General features: G+C 66.3%; 17 protein-coding genes. 10 read left to right on the forward strand and 7 right to left on the reverse strand.

Annotation, left to right across the window (positions count from 1 at the left end; genetic code table 11):
* The first annotated feature begins 1 nt into the window (after window position 1).
* The 5 genes from IBJ82_RS04560 to IBJ82_RS04580 all read left to right on the forward strand — a co-directional run bounded on the left by IBJ82_RS04560 (window position 2) and on the right by IBJ82_RS04580 (window position 3,368).
* Window positions 2-1,255, forward strand: coding sequence for a cysteine desulfurase (locus IBJ82_RS04560; RefSeq protein ID WP_194824636.1), 1,254 nt, complete (start codon window positions 2-4; stop codon window positions 1,253-1,255).
* A 3-nt stretch (window positions 1,256-1,258) separates the two neighbouring features.
* A complete protein-coding gene (gene sufU, locus IBJ82_RS04565) occupies window positions 1,259-1,741 on the forward strand; it encodes a Fe-S cluster assembly sulfur transfer protein SufU (RefSeq protein WP_056810385.1) in 483 nt (160 codons plus the stop codon).
* On the forward strand, window positions 1,738-2,154 hold the full coding sequence (locus IBJ82_RS04570) for a metal-sulfur cluster assembly factor (RefSeq protein ID WP_228536433.1): 417 nt from the start codon (window positions 1,738-1,740) through the stop codon (window positions 2,152-2,154). Before sufU ends, IBJ82_RS04570 begins: the two co-directional genes overlap by 4 nt.
* Window positions 2,155-2,209: 55 nt before the next feature.
* A complete protein-coding gene (locus IBJ82_RS04575) occupies window positions 2,210-2,758 on the forward strand; it encodes a DUF4189 domain-containing protein (protein WP_370585204.1) in 549 nt (182 codons plus the stop codon).
* A 133-nt stretch (window positions 2,759-2,891) separates the two neighbouring features.
* Window positions 2,892-3,368 carry a DUF4189 domain-containing protein gene (locus IBJ82_RS04580; protein WP_228536435.1) on the forward strand — a complete coding sequence of 159 codons (477 nt, stop codon included), beginning with the start codon at window positions 2,892-2,894 and terminating at the stop codon, window positions 3,366-3,368.
* Window positions 3,369-3,428: 60 nt separating this feature from the next.
* On the opposite strand, the gene IBJ82_RS04585 is transcribed toward IBJ82_RS04580, so the two are convergent.
* On the reverse strand, window positions 3,429-4,052 hold the full coding sequence (locus tag IBJ82_RS04585; protein WP_194824637.1) for a TetR/AcrR family transcriptional regulator: 624 nt from the start codon (window positions 4,050-4,052) through the stop codon (window positions 3,429-3,431).
* 156 nt (window positions 4,053-4,208) lie between these two features.
* Between IBJ82_RS04585 and IBJ82_RS04590 the strand changes: the two genes are divergently transcribed.
* The 3 genes from IBJ82_RS04590 (at window position 4,209) to IBJ82_RS04600 (ending at window position 6,854) form a co-directional block, all read left to right on the forward strand.
* Window positions 4,209-5,495 carry a CdaR family transcriptional regulator gene (locus tag IBJ82_RS04590; RefSeq protein WP_194824638.1) on the forward strand — a complete coding sequence of 429 codons (1,287 nt, stop codon included), beginning with the start codon at window positions 4,209-4,211 and terminating at the stop codon, window positions 5,493-5,495.
* 68 nt (window positions 5,496-5,563) lie between these two features.
* Entirely contained in the window at window positions 5,564-6,118 is a 555-nt protein-coding gene (locus IBJ82_RS04595; RefSeq protein WP_194824639.1) for an NADAR family protein, read from the forward strand.
* 244 nt (window positions 6,119-6,362) lie between these two features.
* The gene (locus IBJ82_RS04600) at window positions 6,363-6,854 is read left to right on the forward strand and encodes a DUF4189 domain-containing protein (protein WP_194824640.1); all 492 of its coding nucleotides are present in this window, start codon (window positions 6,363-6,365) and stop codon (window positions 6,852-6,854) included.
* Between the two features lie 53 nt (window positions 6,855-6,907).
* Here IBJ82_RS04600 and IBJ82_RS04605 read toward each other — a convergent pair whose 3' ends face one another.
* From IBJ82_RS04605 to IBJ82_RS04625, 5 genes are all read right to left on the reverse strand, one after another.
* Complete coding sequence (locus IBJ82_RS04605) at window positions 6,908-7,570, reverse strand: methionine ABC transporter permease (RefSeq protein WP_194824641.1); 663 nt, start codon at window positions 7,568-7,570, stop codon at window positions 6,908-6,910.
* Entirely contained in the window at window positions 7,570-8,583 is a 1,014-nt protein-coding gene (locus tag IBJ82_RS04610; RefSeq protein ID WP_194824642.1) for a methionine ABC transporter ATP-binding protein, read from the reverse strand. The genes IBJ82_RS04605 and IBJ82_RS04610 overlap by 1 nt, the downstream gene beginning before the upstream one ends.
* Window positions 8,580-9,449 (reverse strand): MetQ/NlpA family ABC transporter substrate-binding protein, encoded by an 870-nt coding sequence (locus IBJ82_RS04615; RefSeq protein ID WP_194824643.1) that lies wholly within the window; start codon window positions 9,447-9,449, stop codon window positions 8,580-8,582. The genes IBJ82_RS04610 and IBJ82_RS04615 overlap by 4 nt, the downstream gene beginning before the upstream one ends.
* A 163-nt stretch (window positions 9,450-9,612) precedes the next feature.
* On the reverse strand, window positions 9,613-10,146 hold the full coding sequence (locus IBJ82_RS04620) for a GNAT family N-acetyltransferase (RefSeq protein WP_194824644.1): 534 nt from the start codon (window positions 10,144-10,146) through the stop codon (window positions 9,613-9,615).
* Window positions 10,147-10,161: 15 nt separating this feature from the next.
* Entirely contained in the window at window positions 10,162-11,073 is a 912-nt protein-coding gene (locus tag IBJ82_RS04625; RefSeq protein WP_194824645.1) for a Ku protein, read from the reverse strand.
* A gap of 110 nt (window positions 11,074-11,183) precedes the next feature.
* Here IBJ82_RS04625 and IBJ82_RS04630 point away from each other — a divergent pair, with 110 nt between their 5' ends.
* Together IBJ82_RS04630 and IBJ82_RS04635 are read left to right on the forward strand one after the other, a co-directional pair.
* On the forward strand, window positions 11,184-12,251 hold the full coding sequence (locus IBJ82_RS04630; protein WP_370585143.1) for a lycopene cyclase family protein: 1,068 nt from the start codon (window positions 11,184-11,186) through the stop codon (window positions 12,249-12,251).
* Window positions 12,252-12,498: 247 nt separating this feature from the next.
* On the forward strand, window positions 12,499-14,883 hold the full coding sequence (locus IBJ82_RS04635; RefSeq protein ID WP_194824646.1) for an MMPL family transporter: 2,385 nt from the start codon (window positions 12,499-12,501) through the stop codon (window positions 14,881-14,883).
* Between the two features lie 68 nt (window positions 14,884-14,951).
* On the opposite strand, the gene IBJ82_RS04640 is transcribed toward IBJ82_RS04635, so the two are convergent.
* On the reverse strand, window positions 14,952-15,716 hold the full coding sequence (locus IBJ82_RS04640) for an SDR family oxidoreductase (RefSeq protein WP_194824647.1): 765 nt from the start codon (window positions 15,714-15,716) through the stop codon (window positions 14,952-14,954).
* Between the last annotated feature and the right edge of the window lie 21 nt (window positions 15,717-15,737).

Consider the following 15,737-nt stretch of genomic DNA (forward strand, 5'->3'; position numbering starts at 1 on the left):
TATGACCGCTACGGTGCCAGCTCTCGACGTAGCCCGGATCCGAGCCGACTTCCCGATCCTGCACCGCACGGTGCGGGACGGGAAACCGTTGGTGTACCTGGATTCCGGTGCGACCTCGCAGCGTCCGCTGCAGGTGCTGGACGCCGAGCGCGAGTTCTTGCTCACCAGGAACTCCGCGGTGCACCGCGGAGCGCACCAGCTGGCGGAGGAGGCGACCGACTCCTACGAGCAGGCGCGCGCCGACATCGCCCGCTTCGTCGGCGCGGATCCCGGCGAGATCGTGTTCACCAAGAACGCGACCGAGTCGCTGAACCTGGTGGCCAACGCCTTCGGTGACGACCGGTTCCCCTACAAGGTCGGCCCCGGCGACGAGATCGTCATCACCGAGCTCGAACACCACGCGAATCTCGTTCCGTGGCAGGAGCTCGCACGTCGCACCGGTGCCACCCTCAAGTGGTACGGCATCACCGACGACGGCCGCATCGATCTGGATTCGCTCGAACTGTCGTCCGCGACGAAGGTTCTCGCGTTCAGTCATCAGTCGAACGTGACCGGTGCCGTCGCTCCGGTGGACGAACTGATCCGCCGGGCGAAGGCTGTCGGTGCGCTCGTCGTGCTCGACGCCTGCCAGTCGGTGCCGCACATGGCGGTGGACTTCCACGAGCTCGGTGTCGACTTCGCCGCGTTCTCCGGTCACAAGATGCTCGGCCCGATGGGCGTGGGCGGACTGTACGGTCGGCGCGCGCTGCTCGAGGAGACTCCGCCGTTCATCACCGGTGGGTCGATGATCGAGACCGTCACCATGGAGAAGACCACCTACGCGCCGCCGCCGCAGCGCTTCGAGGCGGGCACGCCGATGACCTCGCAGGTCGTCGGGCTGGCCGCCGCGGTGCGCTATCTCGAGGAACTCGGCATGGACGCGATCGCGGCCCACGAGCACGCGCTCACCGGTGCCGCGCTCGAGGGTCTGTCCGGGATCGACGGTGTGCGGATCGTCGGGCCCGTCGAGAACATCGATCGCGGTGGCGCGGTGTCGTTCGTGGTCGACGGGATCCACGCCCACGACGTGGGCCAGATCCTCGACGACCAGGGTGTCGCCATCCGGGTCGGACACCACTGCGCCTGGCCGCTGCACCGCAAGTTCGGTGTCGCCGCTACCGCGCGTGCCTCGTTCGCCGTCTACAACACCCTCGATGAGGTCGACGCGCTGGTTGCGGCCGTGCGGAAGGCCAAGACCTTCTTCGGAGTTGCCTAGATCATGCGTATGGAACAGATGTACCAGGAAGTGATCCTGGATCACTACAAGCACCCGCACCACCGCGGGCTGCGGGAACCGTTCGGTGCGCAGGTGCACCACGTGAACCCGACCTGCGGTGACGAAGTGACGATGCGTGTGCAGATCGACGACGCCGGCGAGGTCGCCGACGTCTCCTACGACGGCCAGGGCTGCTCGATCAGCCAGGCCGCCACCTCGATCCTCACCGATCAGGTGATCGGGCTGCCGGTGCAGCAGGCGCTGAAGGTCGTCGACTCGTTCAGCGAGATGATCTCCAGCCGCGGCACCGTCGAAGGCGACGAGGACATGATCGGCGACGGCATCGCCCTCGCCGGTGTCAGCAAATACCCGGCGCGGGTCAAGTGCGCGCTGCTCGGGTGGATGGCGTTCAAAGACGCTGTCGTACAGATCAGTTCGGCCGAGGAAACCAAGGCACCGATGGGAAATGGGGAGTCTGCCACATGAGTGAGAGCACCGATACCGCACAGATCCCGGACGCCGCCGAGGCAGTCGAGGTCGACAAAAATGTCGAGGCCGTCGAGGTCGAGTTGACGGCCGAACAGATCCAGCACATCGAAGACCTCGAAGAGGCGATGCGCGACGTCGTCGACCCCGAACTCGGCATCAATGTCGTCGATCTCGGCCTAGTCTACGGCCTTTCGGTCGACGAGGACAACATCTGCACCCTCGACATGACGCTCACCTCGGCGGCCTGTCCGCTGACCGACGTCATCGAGGACCAGTCCCGCAACGCGCTGGTGCGCAGCGGTCTGGTCGAGGATCTGAAGATGAACTGGGTCTGGATTCCCCCGTGGGGCCCGGACAAGATCACCGATGACGGTCGCGAACAGCTGCGCGCCCTCGGCTTCACGGTGTAGTAGTACTGCGCTTTCGGGCCCGGATCCTTGATGGATCCGGGCCCTTTTGCGTTCGGTGCGCTCATGCGTCGACGGCGGTGGTGTGATCTTTCACCGCGAGGTTGGCTATCACCGGGCGATCGATGATGATCTTGGAGGTTCCGGACTTTCGGAGCTGTTTCCAGAGGAGATCTTTCGAATGAGTTTCATGGGTAAGGCCGGCTTCGCCGTTGCGGCGCTGGGTCTTGCGGCCGGGTCGGTGTTCGGTGCCGGTTCGGCGAGTGCGGCCAGTCTGCACGGCGTGATCGCCTTCAGCCCCGACCAGTGGGCTTACGCGTACAGCGTCAACGAGTCGCGATACGACGATGCGTACAACGAGGCGATGGAGATCTGCGATGCCGCGGATTGCGAGATCATGATCTCCTGGACCGATGGCTGTGGCGCGATCGTGGAAAGTGAGCAGGGCGTCGCCGCCGGAGCGGGCGCAACGACAGCGGACGCGACGAATGCGGCGTTGCTGCGGCTCGCCGAGATCACCCCGACCGCTCTGTTGGCCAACGTCGGGTCGGCGAACCTCAGCGGCGCCGAGGTTGTGAAGGTCGTCTGCACGGCGAACGCACGCTGATCACCGCGTAGCGGTAGGGCCCGGATCCTGGTTGGATCCGGGCCCTTGGTGTTTCGGCGTGATCATGCGCTGGTACGTCGCAGTGTGATCTTTCTCGTTTCGGTTGGCTATGACCGGGCAGTCAGTGATGATCTTGAAGGTTCCGGACTTCCGGAACAGCTTTCAAGAGGAGATCTTTCGAATGAGTTTCATGGGTAAGGCCGGCTTCGCCGTCATGGCGCTGGGTCTTGCGGCCGGGTCGGTGCTGGGCGCCGGTTCGGCGAGTGCGGCGGGCAATCAGTGGGCGTCGATAGCGGTGAGCAAAGGCGAACTGATCTACGGCACCAGCGCCAACGAAGTCGATGACGCGTCGGCCGAAGCTGTCGCGCTGGCCGATTGCTACTATGCCGACTGCGAAGTGATCGCCACCTGGGCCAACGGTTGCGGCGCGCTCATTCAGAGCAACGACGCCTTCGCGTGGGCAGTCGCCGCTAACCGGGCAGAGGCTGAGCGCCTCGCGTACGAGAAGCTGTCGACGGTGACGCCCACCGCGATTCTGGCCAACACGGGTTCTGCGAACCTCAGCGGCGCCAAGATCGTCGACGTCATCTGCACGGCGAACGCGCGCTGATCATCGTGTAGTGAACGGGCCCGAATCCTCTCCAAGGATTCGGGCTCGTTTCGTTGTGCGCTAAGCGTTTTCGGCCGCGGCGACGGTGTCGATCCAGGCGCTGATCATGTCGGCGGTGCCGGCGATGATGGCCTCGAGTTCGGCGTCGTGCAGCTCGACCGACCGCAACGCGGTGGCGAAACCCGCGTTGAGTACGACGAAGGCCATCACGTCGATGTCGACGTGCTTGATCGGGCCGATGATCTGGAGGATGTAGAGCTTGACGAGCATCCGCAGTCGGGGTTCGAATTCGGGGATGCCACTGCCGTGGAACTGCAGATCGGCGACGAGGGCGCGCACGAGGGGTCCGTTCGCGACGAGGATGTCGACCGCGGAGCGGATCAGGTCGACCACGGCATCGCGCGGGGATTGGTTCGCGCTGGAGGTCAGCAGCTGGCTGTAGCGCTCCTCTACCTGCAGAAACAGGCTTTCGTTGAGTTCTTTGACGATCTCGTCGCGATCGTTGAAGTACCGGTACAGCGTGCCGATGCTCATGCCCGCTTCGGTCGCGATCCGATTCGTCGAAGTATTGCCGATCCCGCGGGTGCCGAAAAGATGAGCGGACACCGTGAGAATGCGGGTTCTGGTTTCCTTCGCCCGGTCTTGCTTGGGTCGTTTGCGCTGCTTATCGGCTTGCTGGGGCATTGTCGGACCTCGACGGAAAGAAGAGTAGAAGGTGAGCTGTTGCTCACCCTACAGTCATGATCACAGAGAAACCGAAGTGCGGGTCATCACATGGGCCAATACGGCGGAGGCACAACCACTACCGGCGGCGCCGGGGTGTAGAAGGAGGAGTCGACGATGACGATCTCACTGGACGAGACGGCCCTGTGGCAGCCCTTGCGTGATGTACGGACGATGACCAGCCGATTGGTGGGCCACTTCGTCGACAATGTCGCGACCTGCCGGACGCTACCCGGCGATGTGATCGCCGGCGATGTCACCTCGGTCACCCGGATGTGTCTGGAAATCGTCGGCGGAATGCTGGACGGCCGCGACGAGGAAGTGAAACTGAACCGGCTCGCGGTGGCGGCGGCGGGGTGGGCGCGCGAAGGCGTGCCGATCGACACGATCCTGCACGCCTTCCACGAGGGTTTCAGGCTCTCCTTCGACGCGGTGTACGACGAGGCAGCCGACGCCGACCGCGCGAGCCTGATCCACGGCTTCCGGCGGGTGGTCGGGATCTCGGACCTGTTGTGTACCACCGTGACTCGTTCCTACATCCGCGAGCACCGCGAGGCCGTCGGTGAACATCACACGGCCGTGCATACTCTCACCTCGGCGCTGCTGGCCGGTCAGTCGACCGTCACCATGGCGCGCGAGGTCGGGATCACCGTCGCCGGCGCGTATTCGGTGCTCGCCCTGTCGATCGGTGCGCATCCCGACGAGCACGATCCGCGCGTGAACGGCGCGGTGGTGGCGCGGCGCAAGCTGCGGCGGGTGCAAACGGCGCTGGCGCACCGGTGTGGTGAGCAGGTGTTGTCACTGCTGTCGGTCGACGGCGGCACCCTGCTGATCCCGGCCGATCTGTTGGTCGACGGGCAGCTCGACGCGCTGGTCGAGGTGTTGTCGCGGGCCGCGCACGTCGACGTCACGGCGGCGCTGGTCCCCGCCACCACCGAGGAGATCCCCGACGCGGCCCAGCGGGCACACGAACTGCTGGACATGGTGGAGCGTCTCGACAGCGCCCCCGGCCTCTACCGCTTCGGTGACCTGGCCTTGGAATACCAGCTCACTCGCCCCGGCCCCGGCCGCGCCCGTCTCGGCGAGCTGCTGGCACCCCTCGACAACCACCCCGAGCTCTACGAAACCCTGCGCGTGCACATCGCCAACAACATGAACCGTCAGCGCACCGCTCGCCTGCTGCACATCCACACCAACACCGTCGATTACCGCCTGCGCCGAGTAGCCCAACTCACCGGCCTCGACCCGGCCCAGTCCTCGGGCCTGTGGCAACTGCGCTCCTCGATGATCGCACGCAGCTTCCACACCGGCCCCGGTGACCGATCCACCGTCGCCGAAACCAGAATCCCCCGCCGCCCCGCCCCTCATCCCTACCCCGACTTGGACGGCATCCGCTCGGCCTGACCCGACCACCCGAGTGGACAGCGCCTGGTTGCGATCTATGGTTACATAGACCAAAACTAGGAGGGGTGATGGCTGTCGAATCTGTGGAGCAGTTGTGTCAAACGATCGCGCAGGGTATTTCGCCGAAATACCTGGCGTTCTGGGGGCACAGCCCACGTCGTGACGGGACGATCGGGTCGAGCAGCCTGAGCCAGTGGTGGCCTGCGACGTTCACCGTCGACGGTGTGGAATTCGCCGGCGCCGAGCACTACATGATGTGGCGCAAGGCGATGCTGTTCGACGATCCGGCGACCGCGGCGAAGGTCCTCGGGGTCGCTCATCCGAGCCAGGCGAAGAAGCTCGGCAGGCAGATTCGGAACTTCGACGACACTGTGTGGGAGCGCGCGCGGTTCGACATCGTGGTCGCGGGGAACGTGGCCAAGTTCGGCCAGGATGACGCGCTGCGGCGATATCTGGTCGGCACCGGCTCGCGAGTGCTCGTCGAAGCCAGTCCGGTGGACCGGATCTGGGGGATCGGGTTGGCCGCCGACGATCCGGGTGCGACAGATCCGCTGCGGTGGCGGGGACTCAACCTGCTCGGATTCGCCTTGATGCGGGCGAGGGAGGAGCTGGTTCGCCAGTAGGGGTTTCGGTCCGCCGCTACTTGTCGGAGGGCGTTGTTACGCTGTGGCGGACGCGCGGTTCGGGAGGAATCGGGCGTTACGACACGCGAGAACTGTTGTCGCCGGATATGTCTCGGCGCTATGACCGGTTTCGCCGAATGGTCGTCGCGATGCCGGAAAGCTATTTCCGGGGGAGTGAGTGGGCCGTTCATGATTGGTTCGGCTTCGAGGTGCGGAGTCGAAATTTCGACGGGGAGAATCTCTGATGTCTGTTGTGGGCAAATATGCCCTCGGTGTGGCCGCGGTGGCTGCGTTCACCGTGGTGAACGCGGGGGCTGCTTCCGCGGGGGCCAGCGGGGTGGCGATCGCTGAGGTGCCGGGGTACACGGCGGTGTCGCGCGATGGTGGTTTCCAGGCCGCGGCGGGCGACCTCTATGGGGCGCTTGCCTTGTCGGCGGGCCAGGCCGTGGTGGCCTCGGCGGTGAACTACGGCAGCTGGGCGGCGGCGAGCCAGGCCGCGCTCGACGAGTGCGGTGTGCGCGACTGCCAGATCGTCGTCGAGTTCCGCAATGCCTGCGGTGCGGTGGCGCAAGGCGCGGACTACCGCTTCGGCTGGTCGTGGGATCACTCCCTGGCCGCGGCCGAGCGCTCGGCGGTGGATGTACTCGGCATCAGCGCGGCGCCGTTCCCGGATCCGGGCTCGGCCTCACCGCGTGCGGCGAGCGTCATCCTGTCGGCCTGCACGGCCAACATCTAGGAAATCTCCGAAAGTAGTGGCACGGACCGGATCGGTCCGTGCCACTACTGATTTCAGCGGCGTAGCACCTTCCTGGCGAGCCAATTGCCGAAGAACTGCACACCCTGCACGCCGACGATGATGATCAGCACCGCCACGATCGTGACCTGCCACTGGAACTGCTGATACCCGTAGACGATGGCGAAATCACCGAGTCCGCCGCCACCCACAGTGCCCGCCATCGCCGAGATATCGACAATCGAGATCACCACGAAGGTGTAGCCGAGGATCAACGGCCCCAACGCTTCCGGGATGAGCAGCGTGAGAATGATCCGCAGCGGTCCCGCACCGACCGCACGCGCGGCCTCGATCACGCCGGGATCGACCGTCACGAGGTTCTGCTCCACGATTCGGGCGATCCCGAACGAGGCCGCGACGATCATCACGAACAGCGCCGCCTCGGAGCCGATCGTGGTGCCGACCACCTCCAGGGTGACCGGGCCGAGCGCGGCCAGCAGGATGATGAACGGAATCGGGCGCACCACATTGACGAACACATTGAGCACGAAGTAGATCGGCGCGTTCGCCAGCAGCCCACCCTTGCGGGTGGTGTAGAGCGCGGTCCCGAGCACCAGCCCGATCACGCCCGCGACCACGAATGTCACGCCGACCAGGTAGATCGTGGTCCCGATCGCCTCGAACAGCGTGGGCCGCAACTTCTCCCAGTTGGTCTCCATCAGCCCGCCTTCCGTTCCAGGTCGGCGACCACGCGATCCAGCGCGGCATCGGGCCCGTGCAGCGCCAGGGTGACGCTGCCGAAAGTCTTGTCCTGCAACGTGCTCACCCCGCCGTAGACGATCTCGAAACGCACGTCGGCCGCGGTAGCGGCGGCCAATGCCGCCCCGATTCCGCTGTGATCGTCGATGTCGACAGTCACCAATCGGCCGCCGTGCAGCTCCCGCAAGCGATCCAGTTCCGCCGCATCGGGCCGGTTGTGCAGCACCGTCGCCACGAACGAGCGCGTCGGCGCGGCCTGTGGTGCGGCGAAAACATCGAAGGTGGAGGCCAATTCGACGATCCGGCCTTCGGCGAGCACCGCCACTCGGTCGGCGACCGCGCGGATCACATCCATCTCGTGAGTGATCACCACGATGGTCACCCCGAGTTCGGCGTTGATCTTCTTCAGTAGTCGCAGCACCTCGCCGGTGGTTTCCGGGTCGAGCGCGGAGGTGGCCTCGTCGGCCAGCAACAGCGAGGGCGAGGTGGCCAGCGCCCTGGCGATCCCGACCCGCTGCTTCTGCCCGCCGGAGAGCTGATCGGGGTAGGCGCGCGCCTTGTCGGTGAGCCCGACGAAGTCGAGCAGCTCGGCCACGCGCGCCTTGCGCTCCGCACGCTTCCAGCCCGCCACCTTCAGCGGATATTCGATATTGCCTGCGGCAGTGCATGATCGGAACAAGTTGAACTGCTGGAACACCATGCCGATATCGCGGCGAAGCTTGCGCACCGCCGACTCCGGCACCCCGGTGATGGGGGTGCCGGAAATCGTGACGGTGCCCGAAGTCGGCTTGTCCAGCGCGTTGATCAGCCGTACCAGGGTGGACTTGCCCGCCCCGGAATAGCCGATGACGCCGAAGATCTCACCCGGTTCGATCCGCAGGTCGATATTCTCGAGTGCGGTGTGCCGATCGCCGCCGCTGCCGAAAACCTTGGTGACGGAACGAAATTCGACGGCGGCGGGTTGCGCACTCACTTGGTCGTGCGGATGCCCTGCTGCACCCGGTCCAGGATCTGTTCGAGCTCGGCGCCGGGCCGGTTCACCGCGACCGCGGTGCCCTTGGTGACCTCGGCGTGGGCGGTGGCCACGGCCGGGTCCTTCCAGATCTCGACCAGCTTCAGATACGTCGGATTCGTCTTGTCCTCGGCGCGGCTGACGATCACATTGATATACGGCTCCGCCGCGGGATTGTTCGGATCATCTTTGTACAGCGCCGATTTCGGGTCGACACCCGACCGGTCGAGGAAGGTGTTGTTGATCACCGAGCCGTCCACGGAGGGCAGCGACAGCGCGGTCTGGGCGGCGTCGACCGGGGTGACGCGCACCTTGGAGGCCGCCTTGTCGATGTCGGCGGGAGTCGGCTGGACCGAGGTGCCGGTGATCTTCAGCAACCCGGCGGCCTGCAGCACGAACAGCGCACGCGCCTGGTTGGTCGGATCGTTGGGGATCGCGATCTCGCCGCCGGCCGGGATGTCGGCGAGGGCCTTGTGCTTCTTCGAGTACAGACCCAGCGGAACGATGTAGGTCGAGCCGATCGGGGTGAGCGTATCCGAGCTCGCGACGTTGTACTGGCCGAGGAACTGCAGATGCTGGAACAGGTTGAGGTCGACCTGTTTCTGCGACAGCGCCGTATTCGGCTGCTTGTAATCGGAGAAGTTGGTGACCTTCAGCGTGATGCCCTGCTCTTTCGCCTTCTGTTCGAAGACTTCGAAAGCCTTGTCCTTGTCGGTCGTGCCGATCCGCACGACCGTGCCCGACTCGTCATCGGCACCGCACGCGGTCAGGGTGAGGGCCGCGGTTGCTATCAGCACTGGGATCGCCAGTGTCCGACGGAATTTCACTTGTACTCCCGAATCGCTCGCAGAAGATGAACTCGGTCATCCAAGCTGCCGGCACTACCCGTCGACAACGGTTTGACTTGCCATGAGCGAAATCCTCGCAAATAGTGGCACGCCCGTCTAACTTGCGGACAATGTGAATCCGGCGCCGTGTCCGGCCCGGGGATCAGCGCAGCGGGTGTTCTATCGAGAGTCTCCCGCGGCGGACGAGGTCGCGTTTGGTGATCGGCGGCAGCGTGGCGTCGTCCGGGGCGGCGGGGTTGGGCCGCACCAGCAGGGTGACGGTCGCGGCGGGCACGAACCCGCTGCTGGTCATCAGTGCGGCCGAGGCGCTGTTGCGGTCCTCGACATCGGTGACGATATGGCGGGCGCCGCGCGCGAACAGCGCCTCCGAGCACACGTTCACCAGCCGCCGCGCGATCCCGTGGCCCTGCATATCGGGGGCGACCGCGATCCATTCCAGATACGCCCAGTCGTCGCGATGCTCGAACTCCATCGACCCGAGGACGAACCCGACCACCCGGTCGGAATCCAGGGCCACCCAGCAGGCGTTGTCGGGGCTGTCGAGGTGCTCGGCGACGGCCGTGAGCGACCACGACGTGTACGGCTTGATGGTGGTGTCGAAGACCTGATGGCCGAGGTCGAGGACTTGACGCAGGTGTCCCAATCCCATCGGCACGACAGCGATGGCGGTGTCCATGGTCGTCAGTGTGCCCTACGCGCCCTTGCGGGTCGCGGTCTTGGACTCGGTGGATTTGCTCGTGGCGGCCTTGCGCGGCGCGGCTTTCTTCGCGGCCTTTTTCGCGGCCTTTTTCGCTGGCTTCGCCGGGGCGGCTTCCCGGCGACCGCTGGCCTCGAGGCTGCGTTGCAGCGCGGCGACCAGATCCACGACTTCGGCGTCGGCCTGCTCGGCGGGCTCGGTTTCGGCGGCGGGCTCGACCTTGCCGGTGCCGCTGGCAATGGCCTCGTCGAGAAGCTTCTGTAGTTCGATCTGGTATTCGTCGGTGTATTCGGAAGGGTCGAAATCGCCCGACATCGACTCCACGAGAGTTTCGGCCATCTTCAGTTCCTGCGGGCGTGGGGCAGGCGCTTCGTCGAGCGAGGGGAATTCCACGGCGCGTACCTCGTCGGGCCACAGCAGCGTCTGCAGGACCAGCACGCCGTCACGCACGCGCAATGCGGCCAGCCGAGTCTTCTGGCGCAGCGTGAAATGCACGAGCGCGGTCTTGTCGATGCGTTCGAGGGTCGCCGCCAGCAACTGATAGGCCTTCGGCGTCGTGGAATCCGGTTCGAGGTAGTAGCTCTTCTCGAACAGCACCGGGTCGATCTGATCGGACGGCACGAATTCCAGCACCGGAATCTCGTGCTTCTCCGCGGCGGGCAGTTTCGAGAAATCGGCGTCGGTGAGCACCACCTGCTCGCCATCCGGCGAGGTATAGGCCTTGTCGATATCGGCGAACTGCACGGAATTGCCGCACACCTGACAGACCCGGTCATATTTGATCCGGCCCCCGTCCTTGGCGTGGACCTGATGGAACCGAATGTCGTGGTCCTCGGTCGCGGTATAAACCTTGACCGGGACATTCACCAGCCCGAAAGCGATCGAGCCCTTCCAGATCGACCTCATGCAACCCATCATTGTCGATAGGTAGCGCCCGGGTGAGAAAGCGCTCCCGAATAGGTGCAGGCCCGTGATCCGGCGGTGCTTGAAATCGGCACGTCTGATCAAATTATCGGGTGGGTGTGGAAGTGATCGTCTGTGGGCTCGGTCCGGCGGGACGGGCTGTTGCTCATCGTGCGCTGGCGGCGGGGCACGCTGTCACGGTGATCGATCCGCACCCGGATCGGGTGTGGACGCCGACCTATGCGGCATGGGCCGATGAATTGCCCGGGTGGCTCGATCCCGCCGTAGTGGCGGCGACAGTGGACGCCCCGACGGCGTGGGCGGTGGGCGAGCATCGGATCGATCGCGTCTATCAGGTGTTCGATACGGCGGCACTGCAGTCGTCGTTGACGCTCGACGGTGCCACCGTGATCGCGGATCGGGTCGTCGAGGTGGAGGCGCGATCGGTGCGGACGGCGGGTGGACTGACCCGTACCGGTCAGGTGGTCGATGCGCGGGGATTGGCTCGGTCGTCGCGCCGGGCAGAGCAGACCGCTTACGGCGTGGTCGTGGCCCGGACGGGACTCGAGCCGACGCTGTTCATGGACTGGCGTCTCGACAACGGTGCCGACCCCGTCGACCCACCGTCGTTTCTGTACGCCATCCCGCTCGGTGCCGACACCGTGCTGCTCGAGGAGACCTGCCTCGCGGGCCGACCAGCGCTCGCACCGGAGGTGTTGCGGCGCCGACTCGAACATCGGTTACATGCGCGGGGGATCGCGCTCACGGGAGCAGAACCTGTTGAGCGAGTGCGCTTTCCGGTGCAGGGAGGCACGCCGGGAGGTGGTCGATTCGGCGCCGCCGGTGGTCTGACCCATCCCGCGACCGGGTACAGCGTCGCCGCGGCACTCGCCGCGGCGGACACCGTGGTCGCGGGTGGCACGGTGTGGACTCCGCAAGCACGGGCCGTCGCTGCCCTGCGTCGCGCGGGATTGCGTGCGCTGCTGGCTCTCCCGCCCCACGAGGTCCCGGTGTTCTTCGAGGTGTTCTTCGGGTTGCCCGCCCCACTTCAGCGTTCCTATCTGTCGGGCCACGGCGACCTTCGCGGCACCCTCGCCGCGATGCGCGCGCTGTTCGCCGACCTGCCTCCGACCCTGCGCCGCACTGTTATGACCTCGGTCGTCGGGGCGGTCGGCCGGTAGTCGAAGCCTGCTGGAGCGATCGGGATCGTCGTCGTGGCGCGGTGGTCGAGACCGGTAGCTGACCGGGACGAACAAGGGTGTGACGGAGGCCCGGCGGTACCGCCACGAAGTTGCTACGATCGCTCAGCGAACGCGCCGACCCGCCAACAGGATCGGGCCGACGAGGCGGACCGGCCGGAAGTCTTTCCAGCTCCCACACGTCGATGTGCGTGCCGCACAATGGCGTGACGAGTTAGGGGACAATCCGGTGTTCGAATTCACCAGGCGGCGCAGCTGCTGGGTGCTCGGCGTTTTCGCGGTGCTCGCGGTGGTGCTCGGTGCGCTGGGAGCCACGCTGTTCGAGCGGGTGGAGGGCGGCGGATACACCGACTCCGGCAGTGAATCCAGCCGTGCGCTCGAGGTGTTGCGCGAGGAGTTCGGGCAGGCGCCGCCGAACCTGCTGTTGCTGGTGGAAACCGAGTCCTCGGTCGAGGACCCTGAATCCACGGCGGCGGCAACGGCATTGGTCGCCAACCTGCAGGAACGCGACGGTGTCACCGGGGTGATGTCGTACTGGACCTCCCACCAGCCCGCGCTGCGCAGCGTCGACGGCAAGCAGGGGCTGATCGTCGCGAGTGTGCTCGGCACCGAACGCGAGATCGACGAACGCGTCACCGCCATCTCCGAAGAGCTGACGGGCGAACAGGGATCGTTGCAGGTCAGGGCGGGCGGCTTCGCCATGCTCATGCACGAGACGGTGCAACAGAGCAAGACCGATATCGCCAAGGGAGAGGCCATCGCCTTCCCGCTCACGCTGATCGCGCTGCTGTTCGTCTTCGGCGGTCTGGTCGCCGCGAGCCTGCCGCTGCTCGTCGCGATCGGCACCGTGCTCACCACCATGGGCGCGCTGTGGTTGCTCACCCTGGTCACCCCGCTGTCGGTGACCGCCGCCAATGTGGCGACGCTGCTCGGCCTCGGTCTTGCCATCGATTACAGCCTGTTGATCGTCAACCGCTACCGCGACGAACTCGCCGAAGGCCGCACCCCGGCCGGTGCGGTGGCCACCACCCTGCGCACCGCGGGCCGCACCGTCGCGTTCTCCGCGCTCACCGTCGCGGTGGCGCTGGCCGGGTTGCTGTTCTTCCCGTTGCTGGCGATCCGGTCGATGGGTTACGCGGGCATCGTCGTTGCGGCGCTGGCCGCGCTGGTCTCGCTCACCGTGCTGCCCGCGGCGCTGTTGCTGATCGGCACGCGCATCGACAAGGGTCAGTTCGGCTGGTGGTTCCTGCGCGCCCCGCGCCCCGCGCCGGGTGAGGGCGCCTGGCACAAGCTCGCCACCGCCGTGATGCGCAAGCCGATCTCGATCGGGCTCGCGGTCACCGCACTACTGCTCCTGCTCGGCGCGCCGTTCCTCGGCGTGAATCTCGGTTTCCCGGACGAACGCACGCTGCCGGAATCGATGAACTCCCGTCAGGTCACCGAGATCGTGGCGCGCGACTTCGGCGAAAGCGACCAGCACACACTCGTCGCGGTGCTTCCCGACAGCGCTTACAGCGCCGCGGGACTCGACACGATCGCCCGGGATATGTCCGACCTGGGCAACGTCCGTCGGGTCGACACCGCCACCGGCAGCTACGCCCAGGGCGGGCTGCTGCTCGAGCCCACCGCGGTGAACTCGCGATTCCGGGTCGAGAAGGCTGTCTACCTGTCGATCGTGCCGAGCACCGGCGACAGCGATGCCCTCGCCGACCTGGTCGAGCAGGTGCGCGCGGTGCGGACGCCGAGCGAACTGCTGGTCGGCGGTGTGGCCGCGGCCAATGCCGACTCGGTCGCGGCCATCGAGAACGAACTGCCGTGGGCGCTCGGCTTCGTGGTGATCATGATGCTGATCGTGCTGTTCGCACTCACCGGCAGCGTGGTGTTGCCGGTGCTGGCGGTGATCCTCAGCGCGCTGAGCCTGACCGCGACCTTCGGTGCGCTGGTGTGGATCTTCCAGGACGGGCACCTGTCCGGGGTGCTCGGCTTCACCGTCACCGGGGACCTGTCCGCCACGGTCCCGGTGATGTTGTTCGCCGCCGCCTTCGGGCTCGCGATGGACTACCAGGTGTTCCTGCTGTCGCGGATTCGGGAGGAATACGACCGCACCGGCAAGAACGAGACAGCGGTCGCGCTCGGCCTGGAACGGATCGGGCGCATCGTCACCGCCGCCGCGATCCTCATCTCGCTGGTGTTCCTCGGCTTCCTGGCCTCCGACATCACCTTCATGAAGGCGTTCGGCATCGGCCTGCCGTTGGCGGTGATCGTCGACGCCACCCTCGTGCGCGGATTCCTGTTGCCCGCCGCGATGAAGGTGCTCGGCGACGCGAACTGGTACGCACCGGAATTCCTGCGTCGCCTGCACGACCGGTGGGGCCTGGACGACAGCGGTGCGGCGCGCTCGCCGAAACGTGAAGTGGTGGTGCGTGATCCGCTCGCCGCCGCCAGGCCCGAGGAGATCGTCGTCGTGGATCCACTCGCGCGGGCGGAGGCGGCGCGGGCGGAAGCGGCCAGAGCCGAGGCCGACGCGGCGCGGGCCGAGGACGGTGCGCGGGAGAACTCGCGGGGGCAGGAGAGCATTTCGGTCTCGACGGGAAGCCGCAAGACCTCGGTCTGACACGACATCGCAGGGGCGGGCAACGCGAAACCGCTGCCCGCCCCTGCGAGTTTCAGACGCGGTGGGTTTCAGATGCCGCCGGTGGACAGGAACCCGCCGTCGACCCGCACACAATCGCCGGTGATCCACGCGGCCTCGTCGGACACCAGGAAGGCGATCAGCCGGGCCACGTCCTCGGGCACGCCGAGTCGCTTCATCGGGTACACGCTCGCGGCACGCTCCTCGTCGTCGGAATACAGCGCATCGGCGAACTTGGTCTTGACCACGCCCGGCGCCACCGCGTTGACGCGGATCTTGGGGCCCAGCTGCCAGGCCAGCTCCTCGGTGAGGCGGATCAGCGCCGCCTTCGACGCGCCGTAGGCCGAGATGACCCCGGACGACCGGATACCCGCGACGCTGGCCACGTTCACCACGGCGCCGCCGTGCTCGGCCATCCACGCGCGGTAGGCCTGCTGCACATAGCCCAGCGAGGCCACCACGTTCACATCGAAGATCTTGCTGACGCCACCCAGATCGGCGTCCATCAGCGGACCGTAGACGGGGTTGATGCCGGTGTTGTTGATCAGGATGTCGAGCGAGCCGTACTCGGTGACGGCCCTTGCCACGGCCTCCGCGCGCGCGTCGGCATCGCCCGAGTTGCCGGCGATAAAGCTGACCTGGCCCTTGTGGCCCAGCGCGCGCAGCTCGGTGGCCGCGGCCTCCAGTGGTTCGGGTTTACGTGCGGTGATCAGCACGTTCGCGCCCCGGCGCATCAGTTCGGCCGCGGTCGCGAGGCCGATGCCGCGACTGGCTCCGGTGACGAGTGCGGTACGGCCAAGTAGATCGGTAGTCATGGCATGAGAGTAACCACGCTC

Source organism: Nocardia sp. XZ_19_231 (genome assembly GCF_015355705.1).
Classification (GTDB): Bacteria; Actinomycetota; Actinomycetes; order Mycobacteriales; family Mycobacteriaceae; genus Nocardia; species Nocardia salmonicida.

Coding starts and splice junctions, on each gene's coding strand:
- IBJ82_RS04560 (WP_194824636.1), top strand. CDS start 2: ATGACCGCTACGGTGCCAGCTCTCGACGTAGCCCGGATCCGAGCCGAC.
- sufU (WP_056810385.1), top strand. CDS start 1,259: ATGCGTATGGAACAGATGTACCAGGAAGTGATCCTGGATCACTACAAG.
- IBJ82_RS04570 (WP_228536433.1), top strand. CDS start 1,738: ATGAGTGAGAGCACCGATACCGCACAGATCCCGGACGCCGCCGAGGCA.
- IBJ82_RS04585 (WP_194824637.1), bottom strand. CDS start 4,052: ATGCCCCAGCAAGCCGATAAGCAGCGCAAACGACCCAAGCAAGACCGG.
- IBJ82_RS04590 (WP_194824638.1), top strand. CDS start 4,209: ATGACGATCTCACTGGACGAGACGGCCCTGTGGCAGCCCTTGCGTGAT.
- IBJ82_RS04595 (WP_194824639.1), top strand. CDS start 5,564: ATGGCTGTCGAATCTGTGGAGCAGTTGTGTCAAACGATCGCGCAGGGT.
- IBJ82_RS04600 (WP_194824640.1), top strand. CDS start 6,363: ATGTCTGTTGTGGGCAAATATGCCCTCGGTGTGGCCGCGGTGGCTGCG.
- IBJ82_RS04605 (WP_194824641.1), bottom strand. CDS start 7,570: ATGGAGACCAACTGGGAGAAGTTGCGGCCCACGCTGTTCGAGGCGATC.
- IBJ82_RS04620 (WP_194824644.1), bottom strand. CDS start 10,146: ATGGACACCGCCATCGCTGTCGTGCCGATGGGATTGGGACACCTGCGT.
- IBJ82_RS04625 (WP_194824645.1), bottom strand. CDS start 11,073: ATGAGGTCGATCTGGAAGGGCTCGATCGCTTTCGGGCTGGTGAATGTC.
- IBJ82_RS04640 (WP_194824647.1), bottom strand. CDS start 15,716: ATGACTACCGATCTACTTGGCCGTACCGCACTCGTCACCGGAGCCAGT.